Annotated in this window: 19 protein-coding genes and 1 pseudogene; 7 read left to right on the top strand and 13 right to left on the bottom strand. The window is 73.6% G+C overall.

Annotation, left to right across the window (positions count from 1 at the left end):
- Window positions 1–882 carry a phosphogluconate dehydrogenase (NAD(+)-dependent, decarboxylating) gene (gene gnd / locus ACGF3J_RS30130; RefSeq protein ID WP_161330109.1) on the top strand — a complete coding sequence of 294 codons (882 nt, stop codon included), beginning with the start codon at window positions 1–3 and terminating at the stop codon, window positions 880–882.
- A 57-nt stretch (window positions 883–939) separates the two neighbouring features.
- Window positions 940–2,400: a membrane-associated oxidoreductase gene (locus ACGF3J_RS30135; RefSeq protein ID WP_161330110.1), complete on the top strand. Its 1,461-nt coding sequence runs from the start codon at window positions 940–942 to the stop codon at window positions 2,398–2,400.
- Here ACGF3J_RS30135 and ACGF3J_RS30140 read toward each other — a convergent pair.
- Both ACGF3J_RS30140 and ACGF3J_RS30145 read right to left on the bottom strand, forming a co-directional pair.
- Window positions 2,387–4,198 (bottom strand): bifunctional sugar phosphate isomerase/epimerase/4-hydroxyphenylpyruvate dioxygenase family protein, encoded by a 1,812-nt coding sequence (locus ACGF3J_RS30140; protein WP_393855187.1) that lies wholly within the window; start codon window positions 4,196–4,198, stop codon window positions 2,387–2,389. The genes ACGF3J_RS30135 and ACGF3J_RS30140 overlap by 14 nt on opposite strands.
- A 26-nt stretch (window positions 4,199–4,224) precedes the next feature.
- Window positions 4,225–5,103, bottom strand: a complete 879-nt coding sequence (locus ACGF3J_RS30145; RefSeq protein ID WP_393855188.1) for a shikimate dehydrogenase — start codon at window positions 5,101–5,103, stop codon at window positions 4,225–4,227.
- Between the two features lie 177 nt (window positions 5,104–5,280).
- Here ACGF3J_RS30145 and ACGF3J_RS30150 point away from each other — a divergent pair, with 177 nt between their 5' ends.
- From ACGF3J_RS30150 to ACGF3J_RS30160, 3 genes are all read left to right on the top strand, one after another.
- On the top strand, window positions 5,281–5,946 hold the full coding sequence (locus ACGF3J_RS30150; RefSeq protein WP_161330781.1) for a TetR/AcrR family transcriptional regulator: 666 nt from the start codon (window positions 5,281–5,283) through the stop codon (window positions 5,944–5,946).
- 179 nt (window positions 5,947–6,125) lie between these two features.
- On the top strand, window positions 6,126–7,484 hold the full coding sequence (locus ACGF3J_RS30155; protein ID WP_393855189.1) for an MFS transporter: 1,359 nt from the start codon (window positions 6,126–6,128) through the stop codon (window positions 7,482–7,484).
- A 104-nt stretch (window positions 7,485–7,588) separates the two neighbouring features.
- Window positions 7,589–8,818 carry a serine hydrolase gene (locus ACGF3J_RS30160; protein ID WP_161327819.1) on the top strand — a complete coding sequence of 410 codons (1,230 nt, stop codon included), beginning with the start codon at window positions 7,589–7,591 and terminating at the stop codon, window positions 8,816–8,818.
- Window positions 8,819–8,832: 14 nt separating this feature from the next.
- Here ACGF3J_RS30160 and ribA read toward each other — a convergent pair whose 3' ends face one another.
- Window positions 8,833–9,495: a GTP cyclohydrolase II gene (ribA, locus tag ACGF3J_RS30165; RefSeq protein ID WP_161327816.1), complete on the bottom strand. Its 663-nt coding sequence runs from the start codon at window positions 9,493–9,495 to the stop codon at window positions 8,833–8,835.
- Between the two features lie 89 nt (window positions 9,496–9,584).
- Here ribA and ACGF3J_RS30170 point away from each other — a divergent pair.
- Window positions 9,585–10,310 (top strand): annotated as a pseudogene (locus ACGF3J_RS30170) (creatininase family protein); the annotation flags it as partial.
- Here ACGF3J_RS30170 and ACGF3J_RS30175 read toward each other — a convergent pair.
- The 5 genes from ACGF3J_RS30175 to ACGF3J_RS30195 all read right to left on the bottom strand — a co-directional run bounded on the left by ACGF3J_RS30175 (window position 10,193) and on the right by ACGF3J_RS30195 (window position 15,256).
- Window positions 10,193–11,386, bottom strand: coding sequence for a lysylphosphatidylglycerol synthase transmembrane domain-containing protein (locus ACGF3J_RS30175; protein WP_393855190.1), 1,194 nt, complete (start codon window positions 11,384–11,386; stop codon window positions 10,193–10,195). The pseudogene ACGF3J_RS30170 and the gene ACGF3J_RS30175 overlap by 118 nt on opposite strands.
- The gene (locus ACGF3J_RS30180; protein WP_393855191.1) at window positions 11,383–12,507 is read right to left on the bottom strand and encodes a methyltransferase domain-containing protein; all 1,125 of its coding nucleotides are present in this window, start codon (window positions 12,505–12,507) and stop codon (window positions 11,383–11,385) included. Before ACGF3J_RS30180 ends, ACGF3J_RS30175 begins: the two co-directional genes overlap by 4 nt.
- Entirely contained in the window at window positions 12,504–13,721 is a 1,218-nt protein-coding gene (locus tag ACGF3J_RS30185; protein WP_393855192.1) for a glycosyltransferase family 4 protein, read from the bottom strand. Before ACGF3J_RS30185 ends, ACGF3J_RS30180 begins: the two co-directional genes overlap by 4 nt.
- Window positions 13,718–14,116: a 6-carboxytetrahydropterin synthase gene (locus ACGF3J_RS30190; protein ID WP_122619063.1), complete on the bottom strand. Its 399-nt coding sequence runs from the start codon at window positions 14,114–14,116 to the stop codon at window positions 13,718–13,720. The genes ACGF3J_RS30185 and ACGF3J_RS30190 overlap by 4 nt, the downstream gene beginning before the upstream one ends.
- 147 nt (window positions 14,117–14,263) lie before the next feature.
- Window positions 14,264–15,256, bottom strand: a complete 993-nt coding sequence (locus ACGF3J_RS30195) for a dehydrogenase (RefSeq protein ID WP_393855193.1) — start codon at window positions 15,254–15,256, stop codon at window positions 14,264–14,266.
- 108 nt (window positions 15,257–15,364) lie between these two features.
- Here ACGF3J_RS30195 and ACGF3J_RS30200 point away from each other — a divergent pair, with 108 nt between their 5' ends.
- Window positions 15,365–16,135: a CDP-alcohol phosphatidyltransferase family protein gene (locus ACGF3J_RS30200; protein ID WP_393855194.1), complete on the top strand. Its 771-nt coding sequence runs from the start codon at window positions 15,365–15,367 to the stop codon at window positions 16,133–16,135.
- Between the two features lie 296 nt (window positions 16,136–16,431).
- Here ACGF3J_RS30200 and ACGF3J_RS30205 read toward each other — a convergent pair whose 3' ends face one another.
- From ACGF3J_RS30205 to ACGF3J_RS30225, 5 genes are all read right to left on the bottom strand, one after another.
- Window positions 16,432–17,679, bottom strand: coding sequence for an MDR family MFS transporter (locus tag ACGF3J_RS30205; RefSeq protein WP_393855195.1), 1,248 nt, complete (start codon window positions 17,677–17,679; stop codon window positions 16,432–16,434).
- Complete coding sequence (locus ACGF3J_RS30210; RefSeq protein ID WP_393855196.1) at window positions 17,676–19,460, bottom strand: ABC transporter permease subunit; 1,785 nt, start codon at window positions 19,458–19,460, stop codon at window positions 17,676–17,678. Before ACGF3J_RS30210 ends, ACGF3J_RS30205 begins: the two co-directional genes overlap by 4 nt.
- Window positions 19,461–19,463: 3 nt before the next feature.
- A complete protein-coding gene (locus tag ACGF3J_RS30215; protein WP_393855197.1) occupies window positions 19,464–20,978 on the bottom strand; it encodes an ABC transporter substrate-binding protein in 1,515 nt (504 codons plus the stop codon).
- A gap of 100 nt (window positions 20,979–21,078) precedes the next feature.
- The gene (locus tag ACGF3J_RS30220; RefSeq protein ID WP_393855198.1) at window positions 21,079–21,615 is read right to left on the bottom strand and encodes a GNAT family N-acetyltransferase; all 537 of its coding nucleotides are present in this window, start codon (window positions 21,613–21,615) and stop codon (window positions 21,079–21,081) included.
- A 208-nt stretch (window positions 21,616–21,823) separates the two neighbouring features.
- Window positions 21,824–23,836, bottom strand: a complete 2,013-nt coding sequence (locus ACGF3J_RS30225; protein ID WP_393855199.1) for a hypothetical protein — start codon at window positions 23,834–23,836, stop codon at window positions 21,824–21,826.
- Between the last annotated feature and the right edge of the window lie 331 nt (window positions 23,837–24,167).

The raw sequence follows: 24,167 nt of genomic DNA on the forward strand, positions 1-24,167 counted from the left end.
ATGCAGATCGGTCTTGTGGGTCTCGGCAAGATGGGCGGCAACATGCGCGAGCGTCTGCGCAACGCCGGCCACACCGTCGTCGGATACGACACCAATCCCGAGCGGGCCGACGTGAACAGCCTGGTCGACATGGTCGAGCAGCTGGACCGGCCGCGCGCCGTCTGGGTGATGGTCCCGGCGGGCGCCGCCACCCAGCACGTGATCGACCAGTTGGGCACGCTGCTCCGGCACGGCGACACCGTCATCGACGGCGGCAACTCCCGCTGGACGGACGACGAGAAGCACGCCGAGGAGCTGGCCAAGCACGGCGTCAACTTCGTCGACGCCGGCGTCTCGGGCGGGGTGTGGGGCCTGCAGAACGGCTACGCCCTGATGGTCGGCGGCGAGAAGGAGCACGTCGACGACCTCAAGCCGATCTTCGACGCGCTCAAGCCGGACGGCCCGTACGGGTTCGTGCACGCCGGCAAGGTCGGTGCCGGGCACTTCTCCAAGATGGTCCACAACGGCATCGAGTACGCCATGATGCAGGCCTACGCCGAGGGCTGGGAACTGCTGGAGAAGGTGGACTCCGTGGACAACGTCCGCGAGGTCTTCCGCTCCTGGCAGGACGGCACCGTGATCCGCTCCTGGCTCCTCGACCTGGCCGTGAGCGCCCTCGACGAGGACCACCACCTGGAGAAGCTGCGCGGTTACGCGGACGACTCCGGTGAGGGCCGCTGGACCGTCGAGGCGGCCATCGACAACGCGGTGCCGCTGCCGGCGATCACGGCCTCCCTCTTCGCTCGGTTCGCGTCCCGGCAGGACGACTCGCCGCAGATGAAGATGGTCGCCGCGCTGCGCAACCAGTTCGGCGGGCACGCCGTGGAGGCGTCGAAGAAGTAGCGCGCCGCGCCGACAACACGTTGACGCGACCGGCCGGTTCGGGTCAGAGTCCCCGCGATGGAGATCAACGACCTGACACCGGCCGAGGCGCGCGTCTGGCGGGCGTTCGCCACGGGCACGGCGGTGGACTTCCGCGCCGCGGACGACGAGGACCCCGCCGGCGGCGCCTCCTGGGGGCCGGAACGGACCGTGCGGGCGGCGGTGTTGCGTGCCCTTCTGCTCGACGGCCCCCGGGAGGACGGCGAGGTGCCCGCGCTGAGCGTGGCCGGCGCCCGCGTCACCGGGCGTCTGGAGCTGCAGTACGCCGAGGTCGACCACCCCGTGCGGTTACGGCACTGCCACTTCGACGAGGCTCCCCGGCTGTACGCGGCGCGGCTGCGCGAGCTGAACCTGAGCGAGTCCGTGCTGCCCGGACTGATCGGGCACGCCGCGCGGGTGGACGGCGTACTGCGGCTGACCCGCGCCCGGTTCGGGGGGATGGTGCGGCTCGGCGGGGCGGAGATCAGCGGCAGCGTGTACCTGGAGAGCACCCGGATCCACGCCCCGGACGCCGAGGGCCCGGTACTCCAGCTGAACCAGGCGGTGCTCGCGGCCGACCTGTGGGCGCCGGGCCTGCACGCGCGGGGCGAGGTACGGCTCAACGGGGCCCGGGTGACCGGGACGGTCAACCTCACCGACGCGGTGCTCGACCGGCCGGGCGGCACCGCCCTCCAGGCGGAGACGCTCACGGCCGAGGCCGACGTGCTGATGCGGCACGCGGACGTCCGGGGCCGGCTGGAGCTGCGCGGCGCGCGGATACCCGGCCGCCTCGACCTGTCGCACGCCCGGCTGGCCAACCCCGGGGGTACCGCGCTGCGCGCCAGCAGTTGCGTGATCGGTGAACTCTGGCTGCGCGAGGGCCCGGTGGTGCGGGGCACGCTCAATCTGCGCCGCGCCCAGGTGGACGTGCTGTTCGTCCAGCCGGACGTGGTGGTGGACTGGGTCCAGCTCAACGACCTCACCTACACGACGCTCATCCCCCACGAGCCCGCCGAGCGCCGGCTGCCGATGCTGGAGATGGGCGACAGCTACCTCCCCTTCACCTACGAGCAGTTGACCGCCGCCTACCGCCGGATCGGCGACGACGACGCGGCCCGGCTGGTGCAGCTCGCCAAGCAGCGGCGGCGCCGCCGCACCCTTCCCTGGTACGGCCGCCTGTGGGGGCACCTCCAGGACGTCACGGTCGGCTACGGCTTCCGGCCGCTGCGCGCGGGCGGCTGGCTGCTGTCGCTGCTGGCGGTCGGCTCCCTCGCGTACGGGCTGCACCACCCGCCGCCGCTCAAGCCGCAGGAGGCCCCCGACTTCAACCCGGTGTTCTACACGCTCGACCTGCTGCTCCCGGTGATCTCCTTCGGCCAGGAGAACGCCTTCTCGCCCGAGAGCTGGTATCAGACCCTGTCCTACGTCCTGATCATCACGGGCTGGATCCTGGCCACGACGGTGATCACCGGCCTGACCCGCACCGTCAGCCGCCAGTGAGGCCCCGCGCCGCGTGCTGGGCGGCCAGCCGCACCGGCGCGTTGGCCGCGCCGTAGCCGCGGTGGCCGCCGTCGCGCTGGACGAGTTCGAAGAAGACCCGGCCGACGGTGCGGGTGTAGCAGTGCCGGAACTCCCCGTGCGCGTCGCGGTCGTAGAGGATGCCCAGCTCCCGGTATGTCTCCAGCTCGCCGTCGGCGAACTCGAAGCGGGCCGCGAGATCGTCGTGGTAGTTGGCGGGGATGGGCAGCAGCGTGCCGCCGGCGGCGCGGAAGGCGCGGGCGGCGGCGACCACGTCGTCGGTGGCCAGGGCGATGTGCTGGGCGTGCGCGGTGTCGTCGACGGGTGCCGCGCCGACCGTCAGGACGATCCGGACGGCGCCGTCGTCCGTGCTGACGGCACGGCTGCGCAGCAGTCCGTAGGGGTCGGCGACGTCCACGCTCTCCTGCGGGCGCAGCCCGAGGACGGCCCGGTGGAAGAGCGCCGCCTCGTCGAACTGGTGCCAGGGCTGGGTGAGGGAGAGGTGGTCGACCCGCCAGGCGGCATCGGCTTCGGTCCCGACCTCGGCCCCGGTCTTCTCGAAGTCCGCCCGCCAGTCGGGGAGTCCGGGGCGCCCGGTGGCGCAGAAGAACAGCTCCGTGCCGTCGGGAGCGGCCACCGCCTCCAGCGGGGTGTCGCCCGGCGCGCGACGGCGCGGCAGCACGGGGGCGAGCAAGGCCTCGGCGCGTCGGGCCGCGCCCCGCGGATCCGGCGACTCCAGGCCGACGGCGGCCAGCCGGGTGCCGTCGCGCCGTTCGCCAGGACCGGTGTTGACCAGGACCCGGGCCTCGCCGCGCTGCCAGAGGTCGACGGGTTTGCCCCGGTGCCGTGCGGTGCGGGCGAAGCCCAGCGCGCCGAGCACGGCCGAGACGGGCGCGGCGTCGGGCGTGACCAGCTCGGCGAAAGCGACCCCGGTGGGCGCGGCGGGCGCGGGCGGGGCCGCGAGCCCGACGCTCTCCTGGAGGGTGAGCAGGGAGCGCCGGGCGTCCACGGCGGTGGGTCCGGCCTCCGACTGCCGGAAGACGTCGTTGAAGACCTCCAGCGACAGGGGGCCGGTGTAGCCGGCGCGCAGCACGTGGCGCAGCAGTCCGGCGACGTCGAAGCCGCCCTGTCCGGGGAAGCAGCGGTAGTGGCGGCTCCACTGGAGGACGTCCATCGCGAGCAGCGGGGCGTCGGCGAGCTGGAGGAAGAAGATCTTGTCGCCGGGGATGTCCTCGATTCCTTCGAGGTCCTTGGGGCCACTCGCGCGCGAGAGGATGTGGAAGCTGTCCAGGCAGGTGCCGAGCGCGGGGTGGTCCGCGCGCCGGACGACGCGCCAGGCGTGGTCCCAGGTGCTGATGTGGCGGCCCCAGGCGAGCGCCTCGTAGGCGACGCGCACCCCGTGCTCCCCGGCCAGGCCGGCCAGGCGGCTGAGCTGCCCGGCGGCGAGGTCGTCGTCGTCCACGGCGTGCGGGGAGACGCTGGAGCAGACCAGGACGGTGTCCGTGCCGAGCCTGTTCATCAGCTCGAACTTGTGCCGGGCGCGGCGCAGCGCGCGGGCGAACTCCTCCTCGGGCAGCGCCTCGACGTCCCGCATGGGCTGGTAGAGGTCGATGGTCAGGCCGAGGTCGGCGCAGCGGGCGCGGATCTCCTCGGGGGTCAGCGGGCTGGCCAGCAGGTCGTTCTCGAAGATCTCCACGCCGTCGAAGCCGGCCCGGGAGGCGGCCGTGAGCTTCTCGGTGAGGGATCCGCTGAGGGAGACGGTGGCGATGGACGTCCGCACGTCGGTACCTCTTCCTACTCGGGTCCTTACTTGGGGGCGGCCACGGCGCCGGCCAGGCCGGTGATGTCGGCGAGCATCCGCACGGCGTCGGGTTCCCGCCCGGTGAACAGCCGGAACGCGTCCACGGCCTGGAAGACGGCCATGCCGCCGCCGTCGAGGGTGGCGCAGCCCAGCGCGCGGGCGGTGCGCAGCAGCTCGGTCTCCAGCGGGCGGTAGACGACCTCGGCGACCCACAGCCCGGGGTGCAGCAGTCCGGCGGGCAGCGGCAGGCCGGGGTGGGCGGCCATGCCGGTGGGGGTCGCGTGCACGATGCCGTCGGCGCCGGTCAGCAGGCCGGACAGCGCGTCCGGGCCGGCGCAGGCGGCGCGCCCGTCGCCGAAGTGCCCGTTCAGCTGGGCGGCGAGGGCGGCGGCCCGCTCCGGCAGCGCGTCGACGACGGTCACGCGTCCGGCGCCCAGGGTGAGCGTGGCGTGGGCGACGGCCGCGCCCGCCCCGCCGGCGCCGAGTTGCACGATCCGCTCCAGCGGCGCGTCGGAGAGCCCGCGGGCGAAGGACGCGGCGAACCCGGTGACGTCGGTGTTGTGGCCGGTCGCGCGGCCGGCGTCGTCGAAGACGACGGTGTTCACCGCGCCGAGTGCCTCGGCCTGCGGGGCGAGCGCGTCCAGGTGCTCGATGACGAGCTGCTTGCACGGGTGGGTGATGTTCAGCCCGTCGAAGCCCAGGTCCCGGGCCGCGCGCACCAGGTCGCCCACCGCCTCGGGCGGGACACCGAGGCGGTCGATGTCGATCAGCCGGTACAGGTAGCGCAGGCCCTGCCGGCCGGCCTCCCGCTCGTGCAGTGCCGGACTGAGCGACGGGCCGATGCCGGAACCGATCAGTCCGACGAGAAACGAGTCCTTGGCCACCGGGGACGACCTCCTGAGCGGCTCGGGGTGCTGCCCGAGCGAGCAATGTACGAACCAGTACGTTAGTCATAGCAGGAGGGCGGGGCGTGAGGGAAGGCGGAGGCTTCTACAATCACCGGCACGCCCCAGCACGCAGTCCCGCCCCAGGCCCAAGCCGCCCGCAGCCGAAGGAATCCGATGACCAGCGTCGACGAACCGGCACGAACCGGCACGCGCACCCGCGACGCCGCCCGCACCCGGGCCGAGATCCTCGACGTGGCGACGCGGGAGTTCGCCCGGGCCGGCTACGACGGGGCCCGGGTCGACGAGATCGCCGCCCGCACCCGCACCACCAAGCGGATGATCTACTACTACTTCGGCGGCAAGGAGCAGTTGTTCACGGCCGTGCTGGAGCGGGCGTACGGCGTGATCCGGGAGGCCGAGCAGCAGCTCGACGTCGACCACCTGGACCCGGTGGCGGCCATCCGGCGCCTCGCCGAGGTGACCTTCGACCACCATGAGCGGCACCCGGACTTCATCCGCCTGGTCAGCATCGAGAACATCCACGACGCCGAGCACATCGCGTCCTCGGAGATGCTGGCCAGCATCGGTTCCCCGGCGCTCGAGGTGATCCGCCGGATCCTGGACGAGGGGCAGCGGTCCGGCCTCTTCACGGCCGACGTCGACGCCGTCGACCTGCACGCGATGATCAGCTCCTTCTGCTTCTTCCGGGTCGCCAACCGGCACACCTTCGGCGCCCTGTTCGGGCGCGACCTGGTCGCGCCGGACCAGCGCGAGCACTACCGGGCGATGCTGGGCGACATGGTGATCGCCTATCTGACGGCGGAGCGCGCGGCGGACTGAACACCGGCGCCTCGGGACGACCGGACCCCTTGACACGTGGGAAACCTGCGCGCAACATCCCTTCCCAACCGCGACTAACTACCCAGTGGGTTAATTAGCCGAGCGGCCGACGGCACCCTCCGCGCCGTCCTCCCCTCCGCTCACTCCGCCTACGGTGGAGTCCCCCGAAGGAGCAAGCCGTGTCCGTCCCCGCCCCCGCGTCCCAGGGCGCCGCCCCGCCCGGCCAGCCGAAGAAGGCAGCCACCGCCGCCTGGATCGGCAGCGCGCTGGAGTACTACGACTTCTTCATCTACGGCAGCGCCGCCGCACTGATCTTCCCCGAGGTCTTCTTCGACGAGTCCGACCCGGCCACCGCGACCCTGCTGTCACTGGCCACGTTCGGCGTGGCGTACGCCGCCCGCCCGGTCGGCGCGCTCTTCCTGGGCCACATCGGCGACCGCATGGGCCGCAAGAAGATCATGGTGTTCACGCTGATCCTGATGGGCGTCTCGACGTTCCTCATCGGCTGTCTGCCCACGCGCGACCAGGTCGGCACCCTCGCCCCGGTCCTGCTGGTGCTGTGCCGGATCCTGCAGGGCATATCGGCGGCGGGCGAGCAGGCCAGCGCCAACTCGATGACCCTGGAACACGCGCCGGGGCACAAACGCGGCTTCTTCACCAGCTTCACCCTCAGCGGCACCCAGGGCGGGCAACTGCTCGCCACCCTGGTCTTCCTGCCCGTCGCCGCGCTCCCCGAGGAACACCTGCTGTCCTGGGGCTGGCGGGTGCCGTTCTGGCTGAGCGTGGTGGTCGCGGTCGTCGGCTACGTCATCCGCCGCAAGCTCGACGAGACGCCGGCCTTCGAGCAGCAGGCGGCCACGGAGGGCGTCGTGAAGATGCCGCTCGCCGTGCTGGCCCGGGACCACTGGGCGGACGTCCTGCGGGTGGTCGCGGCGGCCCTCATCGCCTCGGTCAGCACGATCTTCACGGTCTGGGCGCTGGCGTACGCCACGAGCGACTCGGTCGGCATGTCCCGTACCGCGATGCTGTGGGTGGGCGCCCTCGCCAATGTCGTGGCGCTCGGCGCGATCCCGCTGTGGGCGACGCTGTCCGACCGGATCGGACGGCGTCCGGTGTACCTGATCGGCGCGGTCGGCAGCGCGGTGACGATGTTCCTGTACCTGTGGGCGATCTCCACCGGCTCCTACCCGCTGACGTTCCTGCTGGGCATCATCGCCTTCGGTGTGGTCTACAGCGCCGCGAACGGCGTGTGGCCGGCCTTCTACGGCGAGATGTTCTCCACCCGGGTCCGCCTGTCGGGTGTGGCGATCGGCACCCAGATCGGCTTCGCGGTGGCCGGGTTCGCGGTGACCTTCGCGGCGCAGATCGCCGGTCCGGACGGCGACGACTGGTTCGCGGTGGCGCTGTTCACGGCCGCGCTGTGCGTCCCGCCGGTGATCGCCGCGCTCACGGCCCGCGAGACCCACAAGGTGCCGACGGAGCGGCTCGGCGAGCGGGCGGGCCGCGAGGCGGCCGAACCGGAGAGGGTCACGGCCTGACCGCCGTGGCCGGTGGATCATGAGTGGGGATCCCGAGTTCCGAAGGGGGGTACGCGGGGTATGCCGGACGGGTCTTCGACGAACGACCGAGGAGAACGATGGCGATGCCACCCCTGCGGCAGGAGACCGACGCGGGCGCGGCCGGGCTGGACGCCGAGGCGCTGGACCGGCTCGACCTGCACTTCGCCCGGCAGGTGGACGAGGGACGGCTGCCCGGCTTCCTGGTGGCCGTCGCCCGCGGCGGACGCGTCGCGCATCTGACGGTGCACGGCCTGCGGGACCTCGCGGCCGGCCTGCCGGTGACGGCCGGCACCCTGTGGCGGATCTACTCCATGACCAAGCCGGTCACGTCCGTCGCCGTGCTGACGCTGGTGGAGGAGGGCCGGCTGTCCCTGGACGACCCGGTGGCCCGATACCTGCCGGCCTTCGCCGAACCGCGGGTGTACGTCCGGGGGTCCGGTGACGGCACCGTCACCCGGCCCGCCGAGGGTCCGGTCCTGGTCCGGCACCTGATGACCCACACGGCAGGGCTGACCTTCGGCTTCTACCACTCCCACGCCGTGGACGGGCTGTACCGGGCGGCCGGTCTGGAGTCGTCGGTGCGGCCGGGCGCGGGCCTGGCCGAGACCGTCGACCTGTACGCGAGCCTGCCGCTCCAGTTCGAGCCGGGCACCGAGTGGAACTACTCGGTGGCCAGCAACGTACTGGGACGGCTGGTCGAGGTGGTGTCCGGGCAGCCCCTCGACACGTTCTTCGCCGCCCGGATCTTCGGCCCGCTCGGCATGACGGACACCGGCTTCCACGTCACCGACGAGCAGGCGGAGCGGCTGGCCGAGCTGTACGGCGAGACGGACGACGGCTCCATCGAGCCGGTGCCCGGCCTGCCGCTGCGAGGCCGGCCGCGGTTCCTGTCGGGCAGCGGCGGCCTGGTCTCCTCCGCGTACGACGTGCACCGCTTCGCCGAGATGCTGCGGTGCCGCGGCGCGCTCGACGGCGTCCGGGTGCTCGCCCCAGGGACGGTGGACCTGATGACCCGCAACCACCTCCCCGGCGGCGCCGACCTGCGCGCCCTCGGCAGCCGCCCCGCGCACGACCGGCCCGGCAACGACGGCGTCGGCTTCGGTCTCGGCGTCTCCGTGGTGACCGACCCGGTCCGCACGCAGTCGCCGTCCGGCCCGGGCACCTACGGCTGGAGCGGGGTGGCCACGACCACCTTCTGGGTCGACCCGGGCCGTGACCTGACGGTGCAGTTCATGACCCAGGTGCGGCCCCGGTCCTCCCACACCGTGTATCCCGACCTGAAGCGGCTCGTGCACGAGGCCCTCACGGACTGAACCGGCCGCCGGGCTCAGGACGTCAGATGGGCCAGCGCGTCCAGGTGGGGCAGGTGGTGGTCGAGGCGCTCCCGCTTGGTCCGCAGATAGGTGATGTTGCTCTCGCACGGCGGGATCAGCAGCGGCACCTCTTCGGCGACCTGGATGCCGTGCCGCACCAACGCCTCGCGTTTGCGGGGGTTGTTGGACATCAGGCGCACCGACCGCACCCCGAGGTCGCCCAGGATGCGGGCGGCGACGCCGTAGTCCCGGGCGTCCACCGGCAGGCCCAGGGCGAGGTTCGCCTCCACCGTGTCCAGGCCCTCCGCCTGCAACGCCATCGCGCGGAGCTTGGCGAGCAGCCCGATGCCGCGCCCCTCGTGGCCGCGCAGGTAGACGACGACACCGCTGCCCGCGGCGGCCACCGACCGCAGCGCGGAGGCCAGTTGGTCACCGCACTCGCAGTGCTGGGAGCCGAAGGCGTCGCCGGTCAGGCACTCCGAGTGCAGCCGGGTGAGCACACCCTCGGCGCCCAGGTCGCCGTACACGAGCGCCACTTGCTCGTCGCCGCGCTCGTGGTCGAAATAGCCGAAAGCCCGGAATTCCCCGTACACGGTGGGCAGCGGCGTCACCACCACGCGTTCCACGTCCGTGCGCTGCGATGCCTTCTTGCCGAGTACACCAATTTTTTCTGTCATGATTCTCGCGTTCCTCAACAGATCTCTCAGCGGATCTCTCAGCAGATCTCTCAACAGGTTGCCCAACAGCGACGAAAGGCCGTGCGGGAATGGATGCTTCACTTGTGCCGGCGGACACCTCGGAGGACGTGCGCAGGCGGGGCGCCGAACTCCCGCGGCAGGTCGCCGTGTTGCCGGTGGGCAGTTTCGAGCAGCACGGCCCGTACCTGCCGCTGGCGACCGACACGCTCGTCGCCTGCGCCGTCGCCCGGGAGATCGCCGCCGCGTACCCGGTGCACCTGCTCCCGCCGGTGACCATCGGCTGCTCGCACGAGCACGCGGACTGGCCGGGAACCGTCAGCATCTCCTCGGTGACCCTCCACGCGATGGTCGGGGACATAGCCTCCTCGCTGCGCCGGTCCGGTGTCGAGGCCCTGGTCGTGGTCAACGGACACGGCGGGAACTACGTACTGGGCAACGTCGTCCAGGAGTCCTCCGCGCGCGGCGAGCGGATGGCGCTGTTCCCGGCCGCGGAGGACTGGGAGGCGGCGCGGCAGCGGGCGGGGGTGGCCACCTCGCTGCTCTCCGACATGCACGCGGGGGAAATAGAGACCTCCATTCTTCTGCACGCGCACCCCGAATCGGTCCGGCCCGGTTACGAGACCGCCGACTTCCTCGCTGACGACCGGCGTCATCTGCTCTCCCTCGGCATGTCCGCCTATACCGATTCCGGTGTCATCGGGCGCCCTTCGCTGGGTTCGGCGGAAAAGGGGAAGGAACTGCTGGCGAGCCTCGCGGATTCCTTCGGGACGTATTTCTCCTTCCTGACCGCCGATCCGACCGGCGATCCGACCGCCGATCCGGCAGCCGATCCGACCGCCGGGGAGAGGCCGGGGCGCCCGTAGGAGCCGTCGGGGCGCGCGAACCGGCGGACGACGAGGACGACGACACCGGGCAGGCTCGCCACGAAGCTGAGCACCCCGTACACCACGGCCACGCCCAGCCCGGTGCCCGCGCCGAGCCCGGCCGCGCCGAACGCCCAGGCCGTGACGCCCTCGCGGGGGCCCCAGCCACCGACGTTCAGCGGCAGCCCCATGGCGAGCAGCGCCAGCACGGCCAGCGGGGTGAGCTCGGCGACGGTGGCGCCGCTGCCGGCCACCCGGGCGGCGAGCCCGAACATCACCAGGTGCCCGGCGAGTACGACGACGGACGACACCGCGACGCCCGGCAGGTTCCGCCTCGACAGCAGCCCCTGGCGCGCCTCGCCGAGCGTCGCCCGCAGGGCCCGCCCGCGGCGCGCCGGCGCCCGGTTCATGCGCAGGGCGACGAGCACGGCCAGCGCGCCCAGCACGGCCAGCGTGACGAGCGGGGCGGCGCGCCGGGCCTCGCCCAGCACCGGGGACGGCAGCGTGAGCAGCACGACGACGCCGACACCGATCAACGCGAGCTGTCCGGCGACCCGTTCGAGGACGACGGCCCGCACCCCGCGCCCCAGGTCTCCGGCGCTCCGCCCGTGGTGCACCGCGCGGTGCACGTCGCCCAGGACGCCGCCGGGGAGGGCGGCGTTGAGGAACAGGGCGCGGTAGTAGTCCGCGACGGCCGGTCCGAGGGGCAGCCGGAGGCGCAGTCCCCGGGCCACCAGGGCCCAGCGCCAGGCGCTGAACACGGTGGTGACCAGCCCGATGCCGAGCGCCGCGAGCACGGTCGGCGCGTCGATCCGGCGCAGCCCGTCCAGGAAGACGCCGGTGCCCATCCGCCAGAGGAGTACGCCGAGGATGACGGTGCCTGCCAGGGTCCCGAGGTGGGCACGCAGGGCGCGGCGGGCCGGGGCGGGCGGCGGGGTGTCGCCGGTGGCGGCGTCCGCCGGGGGCGCGGTGCGACGCAGGTCTGCCGGTACGGCCGGAGCGCTCACGAGGCCCCGCCCGTCGGCCGGCACAGCGCCAGCAGGTCGGTGTGGTGGACCACCACGCGCAGGGTGCCGTCCGCGCAGGCGGCGAGGCGCTCGTCCAGGTATGCCTCGGCCCTTTCCCGCAGTTCGGAGCGCTGTTCCACGGCCGCGCCCACCCAGCCGCGCAGCCACTGCGCGGCGAGGGGGGCCTCGTCGGGGCCCAGCCGCCAGGGACTGGGGTGCGCCCGCACCGTGGCGCCGTGCGCGGCGAAGGCGTCTGTCGCCGCGGTGACCGCGTCCGGGCCGAGCAGCCCGGTACGCCGCTGGTGGTCGTTGAACGCCTCGGTGATCTCGGCGTCCAGGGGGTGCGCGGGGGTGAGGTCGACGCGTCCGGCGACGGACAGGGTCAGCAGGGCCGCGCAGCCGGCCGCGGCACAGGCGGCGGCGAGGGTGCCGACCTCGTCGGCGGTCAGGACGTCGAGGAGCGCGGACGCCGTCACCAGGTCGGCGCCGGAGAGCGCGTCCGGGGTGAGGCGGGCGAGGTCCCCGCGCAGCGTCTCGACGGTGACGCGGCTGCCGTCGGCGGCCGTGCGCGGGGCGCCGACGGCGGCGAAGTGCAGCAGGTAGGGGTCGCGGTCGTGCAGCACCCAGTGCTGGGCGCCGTCGAGCCGCGGGGCGAGCCAGCGTCCCATCGAGCCGGTGCCGCAGCCCAGGTCGTGCACGACCATTCCGCCGGTCCGCCCCGGCGGTCCCGCGAGGTGGGTCCGCAGCGGATCGAGCAGGTCGTGCGCCCGCGCGGCGGCGTCGGCGGGCTCGCGCAGCCGCAGCCATTCGGGGGCGTAGCGCGGCGGGTCGTCGGGGTGCGGGGCGCCGGGCGCGGGGGCCTCGCGCAGGCGCAGGGTGGCGCGTTCGGCCGGGGCGGGGGCGGCGGTCGGAGCGGACGCGGTGGGCCGGGCCGTGGACCCGCCGGTCGGGCCCGCGCCGGGGATGACGCCGGTCGTGGACTGGGCGACGTCCGGGGACTCGGGGGCGTCCGGGGATTCGAGGGTGCGCGTGGACTCGGCAGGGTCCGTGGCCCCAGTGGGGCCGGACGTTCCGGGCCGGGGCGAGACGGTTCGCGCGGTCGGCGCGGTGGACTCGCTCATGCCTTCCCCCCGGGTTCGCCGGGCAGCCGGTGCAGTACGCCGGCCAGGCTCTGGGCCGTACTCGCCCAGCCGTTCAGCGCGGCGCGGCGGCCCCGGGCGGCGCTCTTCAGCCGGCGTCGTACGTCCGCCTCGCCGAACCAGCCGCGCAGCTCGGCGGCGAGCGCGGCCGGGTCCTCCGGCGGGACGAGGATGCCGGGCACCCCTCCGTCGGGCGCGCGTCCGACCGCCTCCGGGAGGCCGCCGACGTCCGTGGCGAGCACGGGGATGCCCCGGGCGAGGGCCTCGGTCACCGCCATGCCGTACGTCTCGGCGTACGAGGTGAGGACCATCAGGTCGGCGGTGGCGTAGGTGGCGTCCAGTTCGGCGCCCGCCCTGGGTCCGGCGAGCACCAGCCGGTCCTCCAGGCCGTGGCGTGCGACGAGGGCCCGCAACTGTTCGACGTACTCCGGGTCGTGGCCGAGGCCGCCAACGCACACGCAGCTCCACGGCAGGTCGGACACCGCCGCCAGCGCCTCCACCAGCCGGTGCTGGCCCTTGCGCGGGGTGACGGCGGCGACGCACACCAGCCGGGAGACGCCGTCGGTGCCGGGCGCGAGGGGCGCGATGTCGGCGCCGGGCGCGGCGACGTGGACGCGGCCCGGGTCGAGGCCGTGGTGGGAGACGAGCCTCCGCACCGCCCAGTCGCTGGTGGCGACGACGGCCGGCACGGCCCGCAGCACCGCGCGCTCACGGGCGTCCAGTTCGGCCGCGACGGCGGGGTCGAGGCCGGTCTCGTCGCCCAGCGGGAGGTGGACGATGACGGCCATGCGCAGCCGCTCGGCCTCCGGGACGACGATCTCCGGCACCCCGCAGGCGACCAGGCCGTCGAGCAGGACGACCGCGCCGTCCGGCAACCGGCGCAGGACGCGGGCGAGTTCCGCGCGGGCGGTGTCGTCCGGCCGGGGCCAGTCACCGTCGACGGGCAGCCCCCGTACCCGCCAGCCGAAGCCGGGCAGGTCGAGCCGCACCCGCCGGTCGTACGCGTTGCCGCCGCTCGGCGCGGCCGGATCGTCGATCCCGCCCGGAACGACGAAGTGCACGGAGCGCAGGGACATGGGGATGATCCCGTCGTTCCTCGGGGACGCGGCCCGCGCGGCGATGCGGGTGGGGATCTGGGTGGGGACGTAGGTGAGCCGGGTGCGTCCGGCCGCCGCCTCGACGGACGTGTCGGTCACAGCGCACGCTCGTAACTCGCCCAGGCGACGTGCGACTCGTGCAGGGTCACGGTGAGGCCGGCCAGGCCCTTGGCCCCCTCGCCTAGGGCGCCCTTGTGGACGCGTTCGGCGAGCCGGTCGGCGACGACCTTGGCCAGGAACTCGGTGGAGGTGTTGACGCCGGCGAAGTCGGGTTCGTTGTCGAGGTTGCGGTAGTTCAGCTCGCTGACGACGGCGCCCAGTTCGCGGGTGGCCAGTCCGATGTCGACGACGATGTTGTCCTCGTCCAGCTGCTCGCGCCGGAAGGTGGCGTCCACCAGGAACGTCGCTCCGTGCAGGCGCTGTGCGGGCCCGAAGACGTCGCCGCGGAAGCTGTGGGCGATCATGATGTGATCGCGGACGGTGATGCTGAACAACGGACGACCCTCCAGGTGTGGCACGTCTGATCCCCCGCCGATCGCTGCGCGGGGTGCCGTCTATTACGGCTGGAGGTCTTCCCTTGTTCAGCGGCCCGTACGTCTTTTCTCAAGGTCAGGAGAGGTCGGGCGAGGCCGGGCCGAGGGTCAGGCGCCGACGCCCTCCCCGTCGTACCGGATGCGGTGGCACAGGGCCGGGATCTCGCCGGAGGCCAGCCGGGGCAGCACGTCCGGGAGTTCGGCGAACGCGGACTCGCCGGTGACGAGGGCGTCCAGCGCCGGGTCGGCGAGCAGGTCGAGGGCGAGGGCGAGCCGGTCGGCGTAGGTGCGGGTGGCGCCGCGGGCCGGGGAGACGGTGCCGACCTGGCTGCTGCGCAGGGTCAGGCGCCGGGAGTGAAAGGCCTCACCGAGCGGGAGGGCGACGGGCCGGTCGCCGTACCAGCTCAGTTCGAGGACGGTGCCCTCGGGCCGCAGCAGCTCCAGTGACCGGGCGAGCCCGGCTTCGGTCGCGCTGGCGTGTACGACCAGGTCGCGGTCGCCGAGCGCGTCGGCCGGGGACGCGAAGCCCACGCCGAGCGCCTCGGCGACCTTCGCGCGGGCCGGGTCGGCGTCCACCAGCTCGACCCGGACGCCGGGGAAGCGGGCCAGCAGGGCCGCCACCGAGCAGCCGACCATGCCGCCGCCGACCACCGCGACGCGGTCGCCGACCAGGGGCGCCGCGTCCCAGAGGGCGTTGACGGCGGTCTCCACGGTGCCGGCGAGCACGGCCCGCGCCGCGGGAACCGCCGGCGGCACCGGCGTGACGGCGGCGGCGGGGACGACGTAGCGCGTCTGGTGCGGGTAGAGGCAGAAGACGGTGCGCCCGACGAGCGTGTCCGGTCCCTCCTCGACCACGCCGACGCTGAGGTAGCCGTACTTCACCGGTCCGGGGAAGTCGCCCTCCTGGAACGGCGCGCGCATCGCCGCGTACTGGTTGCCGGGCACCCGGCCGGCGAAGACGAGGGTCTCGGTGCCCCGGCTCACACCGCTGTGGAGGGTGCGCACCAGTACCTCGTCCGCACCGGGTTCCGGCAGCTCCACCTCGCGGATCGTGCCCCGGCCGGGCGAGTCGAGCCAGAACGCGCGTGCCCTGCGTGTCATCGGATGTCCTCCTGAACGATCGGGAAGCCGCCCACGTACCGAGGGATGCACAGCCGCGCACAAGGTAGCGGCGTTGATCGACTCTGTCACACGGCCGGAGGGTGTTCGGTGGCCCTGAACAACACGTACGACGCATACGACGCGAGGCCCGTTCAACAGGAGACCGCGGTGGGGGCGGGCGCGCAGATCCTGCTGCTGGCGCTGCTCGGCACGGCGATCGGGATGGGCACGGCGGGCTGGCTGACCGGCCTCGCCTTCGCGTTCGCGACCTGGGCGGTGCTGGCACGGGCCCTGCACCGGTCCCGGCCGGCGTCGTTCGGCCCGGCCAACCGGGTCACCCTCGGCCGGGCCACGCTGGTCGGCGGGGTGACGGCGCTGGTCGCGGACTCCTTCCGCAGCGCACCGCCCGTCTCCCTCCTCGTCGGTCTCACCGCCGTGGCCCTGATCCTGGACGGCGTCGACGGAAAGGTGGCCCGTCGCACCGGCACGTCCTCGCAGCTGGGGGCCCGCTTCGACATGGAGGTCGACGCGTTCCTCATCCTGGTCCTCAGCGTGTACGTCGCGATGGACCTGGGCCCGTGGGTGCTGCTGATCGGCGGGATGCGCTACCTGTTCGTCGCCGCGGCCCGGGTGTGGCCGTGGCTGACCGCCCCGCTGCCCCCGAGCACGGCCCGCAAGACGGTGGCCGCGCTCCAGGGCGTGCTCCTCCTGGTGGCGGGCGCGGACCTGCTCCCGCGCCCGGTGAACGCGGGGGTGGTGGCCTTGGCCCTGGGCCTCCTCGTCTGGTCGTTCGGCCGGGACGTGCTGTGGCTGCGGCAGTCCTCACGGGCTCGGCGAGCTCCCGTACGCCGCGCGGTACGGGAGCTCGCGGCACGGTGAGGCGCAGGCGCCCGCGGCACGGTGAGGCCCCCGCGCCCGCGGCCCGTTGAGGCCCCGGGGCCCGCGGCAGGTTGAGGCGCCCGCGTCACCGCCTCAACGCCGGACTCAGCCCCGAAGCCCCGCCGGCGCAGCACCCGCACCCCGTCGCTACCGTCGCTCCCGTCGGCACGACGCGGCCGCCCGTGCGGCGGGCTGTTGGAGAGTTCGCGGCGCGGCGAGGGGGCCGGGCCCGAATGGGTGCCGAGCGGGTGCCGAGCGGGTGTCGTCCCCGTCCACGCCGCCCCCGGACCCGGGACTCAGTCCCGCCGGGGCAGCAACACCACCGCGGCCAGCGGTACCGCGGCCAGCACCAGCCACGGGACCGCGGCCGACACCCCCGTGTCCAGCCCGGTGTCCAGCAGGAGGCCGGTCACGGAGCTGCCCGCGAGGACGATGAGCCCGGACACCGAGGACAGTGCCCCCGTGTACAGCCCGAGCCGCCCGTCCTCGGCAAGGTCCGGCACCCAGGCGCGGGCGACGGGCGCGACCAGCATCTGCCCGAGGGTGAGCAGGACGACGAACCCGGCGGCGGGCGCCAGACCACCCACCCCCGTCCACCCGGCGGGCCGGGCGAGCGCGACAGCGGCGAACCCGGCCGCGATCAGCCCGAGCCCCGCCACCATGGACCGGCGCGGCGCCAGCCGCTCCCCCGCCCACCGGGTCACCGGCAACTGCGCGCCCACCACGAGCAGCGACGAGAGCGCGAACAGCCAGGCCAGCGGCGCCTGTGAACCGGCGGCCCGCTCCACCTCGGCGGGCAGGGCGAGGTAGAGCTGGTTGTAGGCGAGCAGATAGGCGCCGTACGCGCAGCACAGCGCGAGGAAGCGGCGGTTGCGCAGCAGCAGCCGCGCGCCGCCGCCGAACCGGACACGGGCCCGCCCGGGAATGTGCTGCGGCAGCAGCCACGCGTGCCCGGCGAGGACGAGCACGAAGACGCCGGCCCCGGCGAGACACGCCGTACGGAAGTCGACCGCGAGCAGCAGGGCGCCCAGCAGCGGCCCGACGAACGCCCCGGCCTGCCCGGCGACGGTGAACAGCGCGAGCACTCGCGTGCGGTCCCCGTTCCCCTCCGCCTCCCACACCACGGCCTGGCGGGCGACCTCGGACTCGACGGCGGGTGAGAACAGCGCGGCGGCGAACCCGATGAGCAGCACCGAGCCGACCACGGCCCAGGTCCGCTCGGCGAACCCGAGCCACGCGAACCCGGCGATTCGCAGCACGCACCCGGCGAGCACCACGGGCCGGATGCCGTACCGGTCGGCGAGCGCCCCGCCGACCACGAACAGCCCCTGCTGGCTGAAGGTCCGCAGCCCGAGCACGAACCCGACCAGCCACCCCGCCATGCCGACGGACCGCCCCAAGTGCTCGGAGAGGAAGGGCAGGACGGCGAAGAACCCGATGTTGAAGGCGAGTTGGGTGACGATGAGCAGCCGCAGCAAGGGTGAGAGCGGGGCGCCCCGGCCGGTGGCCCCCAGGGGTGCCCGGCGGCTGGAGAGGGAGATCATCGGAGTACGGCCGGTTCCTTCCTCCTGGCGGGCAGCTCACCGGCGACCGCCGCCGAACGAGCTGGGCGGGGCCGGCGCAGCCCTCCGGCCGCGGTGACGGCCAGCGCGCCGAGCAGGGCGAGGACGGCGGCGGGGGCGAGGACGGCCCAGGGGGCGCGCTCGGCGTAGGGCTGGTTCTCGGCGAGGAGGAGTCCCCACTCGGGCGACGGCGGCTGGGCGCCGAGCCCGAGGAAGCCGAGCGAGGCGAGCGCGAGGGCGACGCCGGGCAGCCGGAGCAGGGCGTGGCGCAGGACCGGGGGCAGCACGGCGGGCAGCAGTTCGCGCCGCAGCAGGTACCCGCGCCCCGCGCCCAGCCCCGTCGTCGCGGTGATGTGCAGGGTGGCGCGCTCCTGCCGCAGCAGCGCGGCGGTGTGGGTGGCGAGCGGCGCCCAGGCGACGGCGCCGACGGCGAGCGCGGGCGTGGCCGCCCCGCTGCCCGCGACGGCGGTGACGAGGAGGGCGACGAGTACGGGCGGCACGGCGTTGACGGTGTCGACGAGCGGCGCGGACACGCGGGGTACGAGCCCGAGGAGGACGCCGGCGAGCAGCGCGGCGGCGGTGATGGCGGAGGCGAGGAGCAGGGTGTCCAGCGCCCCGTGACCGACGCGGGCGAGCAGGTCGCGGCCGAGGGCGTCGGTGCCGAAGGGGTGGTCGAGGGAGGGGGCCCGCAACTTCTGCCCGGTGTCGAGGGCCAGCGGGTCCCGGGCCAGCCCGAGCCCGACGACGGCGGCCAGGACGGCGGCGTAGAGGAGGGGCGGCAGTGACCGGGCCGGCGCGGCGGGCCGGTGCAGGGAGGACAGGGCGCCGTCGCGCAGGGCGGGCCCGGTGAGCAGGCGGGCCGCGAGCCGCGTGGCCCCAGTGGCGAGCGCGGCGAGGAGTACGAGGGCGAGGGTGCCGGCCTGGAGGACGGGAAGGTCCTGGGCGAGGGCGGCCTGAAGGGTGGTGCGTCCGAGCCCCGGGATGTCGAAGACCTGCTCGACGGCGACGGCACCGCCGGTCAGCCCGACGACGAACAGCCCGAGGTTGGGCAGCAGCGCGGGCACGCACCGGCGTACGGCCTGGCGGGCGATCGACCGTCCGGTCAGCCCGCGTGCGGCGGCGGCCAGCGCCCACGGTTCGCCGAACGCGCCGGGCAGCAGGTCGTCAAGCAGCCGCCCGAGCACGGCCCCGGCGGGCAGCCCGAGGGCGAGCGCGGGCAGCACGGTCCACTGGAACCCGTACCACCCCAGCGCGGGCAGCCACCCCAGCTGCACCCCGACGACGGTGGCGAGCACGGACGCGACGAGGAACTCGGGCAGCGAGGCGAGGACCGCGGACCCGGCCCCTCCGACGCGCCGCTCGTCGAGCCGCCGCCGGGCGCCCAGCCGGAGCGTACGGGCGCAGACGAGCCCGGCGGTGACGGCGGCGACCAGCAGGGACAGGGCCATGAGCAGAAGCGAGGCGCCGAGCGCTTGCAGCACTCCGGGCAGGACGTCCCCGCCGGAGATCCACGACTGCCCCGCGTCACCGCGCACCAGCCCCCCGAGCCAGCCGCCCAGTACGTGCAGCGGTCCGCCGTCGAGCCCGAGCTGGTGCCGGATGTCGGCGAGCACCTCGGGCGTCGGCTCCCGCTCGGCGGACCGCGCCTTGAGGACGGTGTACGCAGGGTCGGTGTGCGTGAGCCACGGCAACAGCCCGATCCCGCAGACGAGCCCGCCCGCGAGCACGACCCGCCACACCAGGGTGGCCACCCGCCGCCGCACGGTTCAGCGCCGGGTGCCGGTGCCGACGAGGGTGCGCTCGTACGGGTCGAGGACGACGCCCTGTACGGAGCCGGTGACGCCGGTGATGATCCGCTGGTGGACGAGCGGGACGACGGCGTCGCTGCCGAGGATGCGCGCCTCGGCGGCCATGGCGGCGTCCTGCCGCTTCGCGGTGTCGGCGATCTTCTCGGCGTCGGCGACGGCGCGGTCGACGCCCTTGTCACAGAGCTGGGCGATGTTGTAGCCGCCGTCGCAGGTGTAGTCGCTCGCGAGGACGGCGACGGGGTCGCCGGTGTCGAGCAGGGTGTTGCGGGCGAGCACGAAGGCGTCGAACTTCCCGTCGAGGGCGTCGCCTTCGAGCCGCGAGTACTCCCGCACGGTGAGCTCGACCTTGAACCCGGCCTTCTCCAGCTGCTGCTTGACGACCTGGGCGACCTCGGGCAGCTCGGGCCGGTTGTCGTAGGTGGCGAGCTTGATGGTCTCGCCGGCCGGCTTCTTGGCGTCCGCCCTCCCGACAGGCGCGGTCCGCTTGCCCTCGGCCCAGGTCACGGCGGGCCCGTAGACGCCGGCACCGGGGTCGCCGTACCCCTCGTAGACGTCCTTGGCGAACACGGAGGTGTCGAGCCCGGCCCTGGCGGCGGCCCGCAGGCCCGCGTCCTTGAAGGTGCCGGACGAGGCGTTGAACAGCAGGCTGGTGGTCCGGGTGGTGGCGGTGTCGCGCCGGGTCGCCTTGTCGAGACTCGCCGCCTGGGCGACGGGAACGGCCTCGGCGACGTCCAGCTCTCCGGTCCGCAGGGCGTTGGCGCGGGCGGTGCCGTCGGCGATGAAGCGGGCGTCGATGCCGGAGGCCTGGGCGCGCCCGCCCCAGTAGTCGTCGAACCGGTCGAGGGAGGCGGAGGTGGCGCCGTTGACCTTGGTCAGCTCGAAGGGTCCGGTGGCGTGGCCGACCGGGTCGACGCGGCCGTCCTTCGCGTACGCCTTCTTGGACAGGATGGCGAGGCTGGGGCTGGAGAGCCGCAGCGGCATTACGGGGTCGGGCTCGTCGGTGGTGACGCGGAGCACCCGATCGCCGCTGCCCTCGGCGGTGAGGGTGATGCCCTCGAGGGCGGCCGGGGCGGGCTCGGCCTCCGTCGCCTTGGCGAGGGAGTCGGCGACGGCGGCGGGCGTGACGTCCGTCCCGTCCTGGAAGGTGGCGTCCCGAAGGCTGAACTCCCAGGTCTTGTCCCCGACCCTGCGCCAGGACTCGGCGAGCGCGGGGGCGGCGGAGCCGTTGGCGTCGAGGGAGGTGAGCCCCTCGGTCACGGCGAGCCGGCTGAGGAGGGTGGCGTCGGCGCCGTAGGGCGACAGGTTCTCGGCGGGCGGGAACGCGAGCGCGACGCGCAGCCGGGACCCGTCTCCGCCCTTGCCGCCACCATCGGTCCCGGGGTCGGGGGTGCCGCTCCCGGAGGCGAAGCAGCTCGATATGAGCGGGATGAGCAGGAGCGGGGCGAGCAGCCGGGGGCGGCGGTGGGAGGGCATGGTCCTCGGATCGATCTGGGAGCGGGAGCGGGAGAGGGCGGGGGCGGGCGGCGGTGCGCGCAGGACAGGAGCCTACATGGAAACGATTTTCACCCTTGACTCACCCCAGGGGAACGTCGAAGTGCACGATCCCCTGCCCACCGCCCGCATCCTCCCGCTCGTCGTGCACGACCTTGGCGAGCGACCGCCAGAAGGGCTCGGCGCCGGTCACGGCGGGGTCGGTGTGCAGGTAGACGGCGCGATATCCCCCGTCGGCGACGGCGAACGCCATCAACTCGTCGACAAGTCGACGCGCGAGACCACGCCGCCGATGCTCGGGCCGCACGTACACGCGCCGCAGCTGCGCGGTCACCCCGGAGGGATAGCGCTCGGCGACGTGCGCGGGGTTCGGCGGGTGCGCGGGCCCACGGGAGTCCAGGGCACCGGTGCCGACGACCCCACCCTCCGCGTCGACGGCGACGAGAAGCGTGTGCCGCGCGGGGTCCACGTAGGCCCCGGCGAGGTCGATGATGTCGCCGTGCCAGCGGGGGACGTAGCCGGTGCCGAAGTCGCGGTAGACGGTGTCGAGCATGACGGCTCGGGCGGGGGCCAGGTCGGCGGGGGTTGCCTGGCGGACGGTGTAGTCAAATCGGCGCACTTGCACATCATATGCAGTAAGGACGGCACGCCGGCCCGCCCCCCGGTGAGCACCCTCAGCACATACCCCCGTGACGAGTGCCCCGTCGGCCCGGACACCGGGATGCCGGGCCGCCATGGTCATCCGGATGCAGGCAGGGCAACTCCCCACCCATGCGTCGGCGCAGATCCCTCCAGGTCACCGGCGTTCCGGAGCGGGCGGCGTCGGTTCAGCGGCCCTCTTGCCCGCCGCGTGCGTCCTGCCGCTGGAGAGGGCGCCGCCCGCCGCTGCTCTCCGTCCGCAGTCGATGACGGAGGATTCCGCGCCAACGCCGCAGCCCCGCAGCGATCCGCTCCGGCAACGGGGCATCGAGGCCGCTACGGATCCGATCGGCCTCCTTGAGTGCGGCCGAGATCTCCGCCGTGGTCACCGTGGATCGGCGGCTGCCGAGGTCCTGGAGGATGCGCTGGAGCGCCTTTCGGGACTCGTCCACCGACGTCACGGGTTCCTGATCACGCACCCACTGCTTGAACTCACGGACCACACCGGTGACGGCCTCCCGGTCCTCGGGCGACAGGCGCAGGGCGTAGACACGACCCAACGCACCGCGGACACGCTTGGCCAGTGCGAGGTCACCCACGTCGCGAGCCGCGCGGAACTCGTCGGCCAACCGGTCGAACACGTCACGCGGTGACGAATCGGGCCCATCCGTTCCCTCGAGACGCTGACGCAACACGGTGCGCCAGCGACCCAGGCGCTGCGACAGGTCGGCCGGAAGGAAGCGGCGGCCGATCAGCAGCGCCATGTCCTCCGCCTCCAGCAGGACCCTGTGGAGAACGCGAGTAGTCAGCCCAACGCCCCGTTCGTCGAGGTACTGGAGCACCACGCCGAGCCGCTCCAGCGGCTCCTCCCCCGGACGCTCGGGCGGCATTCCGGAGACGTCGGCCGCGTGCACCGAGCCGGCGCCCTCCGACACCCTCGGCACGTCCGGCGACTCCCGCGCGTCAACCCCGGCGGCGGGCGACACGGGCGCCGATGGCGGTTGTTCGGAGAGCGGAGGACCCGGCGCACCCGTGTCTGCTGAACTCTCCTCACAGGTGAGTGCGGAAGGTGTCAGCAGCGCCCATTCCGCTGCCCTCGCGGACGCGAGGCGGACGATACCCTCGGCGCGGAGCATCCACCGCGAGCCGGGGAGCGCGACCTGAGGCCCGCCGAGCACGGCCGCCCGACCGGTGAGTGCGTAGACATGGCGGCACTCCGGAGCCGGGACCGAGGCCGGCAACGACAGCAGGGCAGGGAACACCGCCGATCCGACGGGCTGCGCGTCCACGTCGTAGAGCCTCCGTCCGTGTTCCTCGGACGCCAGGGTGGCTCCGGTGAAGGCGACACTTCCCGGCATCAACGGGAGTTCAGGACCGGCGAAAGAGTCACGCCCGCCCGCCGGTGTCCAGGCCGCATCCGCCTCCCGCTCGTCGGCGCCAGGACGGCCTTCCTGCCGCGAAAGGGTCCCCTTGGGTCGCATCCCGTGCGGCGTCTCCTCCAGCCACGGGGTGAGGATTCCGGCGGAGACGAGCTGACACTGGTCGAATGTCGTCCACTTGACCTGGTGGTCCGGAGGATGCGTGCCGACACGGACGACACGAGTGCCGTTCTCGGTCACGCAAGCGAATCGTAGGGCATAGCCGGTGGCGTCGACTTCGAACGCGGCGAGCTGGCTATCCGGCCCGTACATGCGGAGGGTGGAGGGACTTCCGGCTCCGGCACGCAGCCGCTCTCCGTCGGCCTGCCATTCCTTGAATGAACGGCGCACCATCTGCACATGAATCAGGCGACGCTTCTTGCGCGGCCCGAAACGGACTTCGATCGAGTCTCCCCGGGCACCCTTTTGCCGGACGTACTGGACGCCGACGTTGGACCGCCCCTGTCCGCGCAGCCACTTGGCAAGTGCCTCGCCTATGTACAGGTGGTCGGCACTGTCCTCACCGAGGGCGGTGCGCGTGCACCGCACGGGCGGACGATGGGCGAAGTGCGACTTCTTGTCGTCGCAGGCCCGCAGGGTCAGCAGCTTTCCGCAGCCACCGAGGAGGGTGCCGCAGGTGAAGGCGTTGGACCCGTGCTCCTTGCGGAGCCCGTCCGCGGCGTGCTTCTCGAACGGGAGAAAGAGAGGAAGGTGACCGTCGGGGCCACCCAGCACGGCTGTCTGAACCTTACGGGTGTCCTCTTCACGTCCGACTGGAATCATCGGGGGCCGTCTCCTTGCTGTCCGTACAGAGCGCTCGTCCGAACGAGCTCGGACGGCACGTCGCCCTCGACTTCGCAGAGCCGGTTCTGGTTGTGCACGATTTCGTCACATCCGGCGCGATGCCACCCACTCTTCGTTGCCGTCCCAGCCCGGTCGAGGCCTCTGGCCACCGACACCCTCAGAGCACGGCAGACACAAGACCCACTTCTGATTTCCACATTTCCCCCATAGAATTCGTCTGTCTGTGGGGGCGAGTGCGACAAGCAGAGCGTGTTGCACGCAGGGGGATCAGTCGGAGACGCCGGGCCTGCCCGCAGCGCCGTGCCCCTGG

Origin of the sequence: Streptomyces sp. NPDC048171, assembly GCF_043202655.1 — a bacterium.
Classification (GTDB): domain Bacteria; phylum Actinomycetota; class Actinomycetes; order Streptomycetales; family Streptomycetaceae; genus Streptomyces.

What these genes read in the sequence shown, in the direction of transcription:
- gnd (WP_161330109.1), top strand. Translation starts at nt 1, where the DNA reads ATGCAGATCGGTCTTGTGGGTCTCGGCAAGATGGGCGGCAACATGCGC.
- ACGF3J_RS30135 (WP_161330110.1), top strand. Translation starts at nt 940, where the DNA reads ATGGAGATCAACGACCTGACACCGGCCGAGGCGCGCGTCTGGCGGGCG.
- ACGF3J_RS30150 (WP_161330781.1), top strand. Translation starts at nt 5,281, where the DNA reads ATGACCAGCGTCGACGAACCGGCACGAACCGGCACGCGCACCCGCGAC.
- ACGF3J_RS30160 (WP_161327819.1), top strand. Translation starts at nt 7,589, where the DNA reads ATGCCACCCCTGCGGCAGGAGACCGACGCGGGCGCGGCCGGGCTGGAC.
- ribA (WP_161327816.1), bottom strand. Translation starts at nt 9,495, where the DNA reads ATGACAGAAAAAATTGGTGTACTCGGCAAGAAGGCATCGCAGCGCACG.
- ACGF3J_RS30180 (WP_393855191.1), bottom strand. Translation starts at nt 12,507, where the DNA reads ATGAGCGAGTCCACCGCGCCGACCGCGCGAACCGTCTCGCCCCGGCCC.
- ACGF3J_RS30195 (WP_393855193.1), bottom strand. Translation starts at nt 15,256, where the DNA reads ATGACACGCAGGGCACGCGCGTTCTGGCTCGACTCGCCCGGCCGGGGC.
- ACGF3J_RS30205 (WP_393855195.1), bottom strand. Translation starts at nt 17,679, where the DNA reads ATGATCTCCCTCTCCAGCCGCCGGGCACCCCTGGGGGCCACCGGCCGG.
- ACGF3J_RS30215 (WP_393855197.1), bottom strand. Translation starts at nt 20,978, where the DNA reads ATGCCCTCCCACCGCCGCCCCCGGCTGCTCGCCCCGCTCCTGCTCATC.
- ACGF3J_RS30225 (WP_393855199.1), bottom strand. Translation starts at nt 23,836, where the DNA reads ATGATTCCAGTCGGACGTGAAGAGGACACCCGTAAGGTTCAGACAGCC.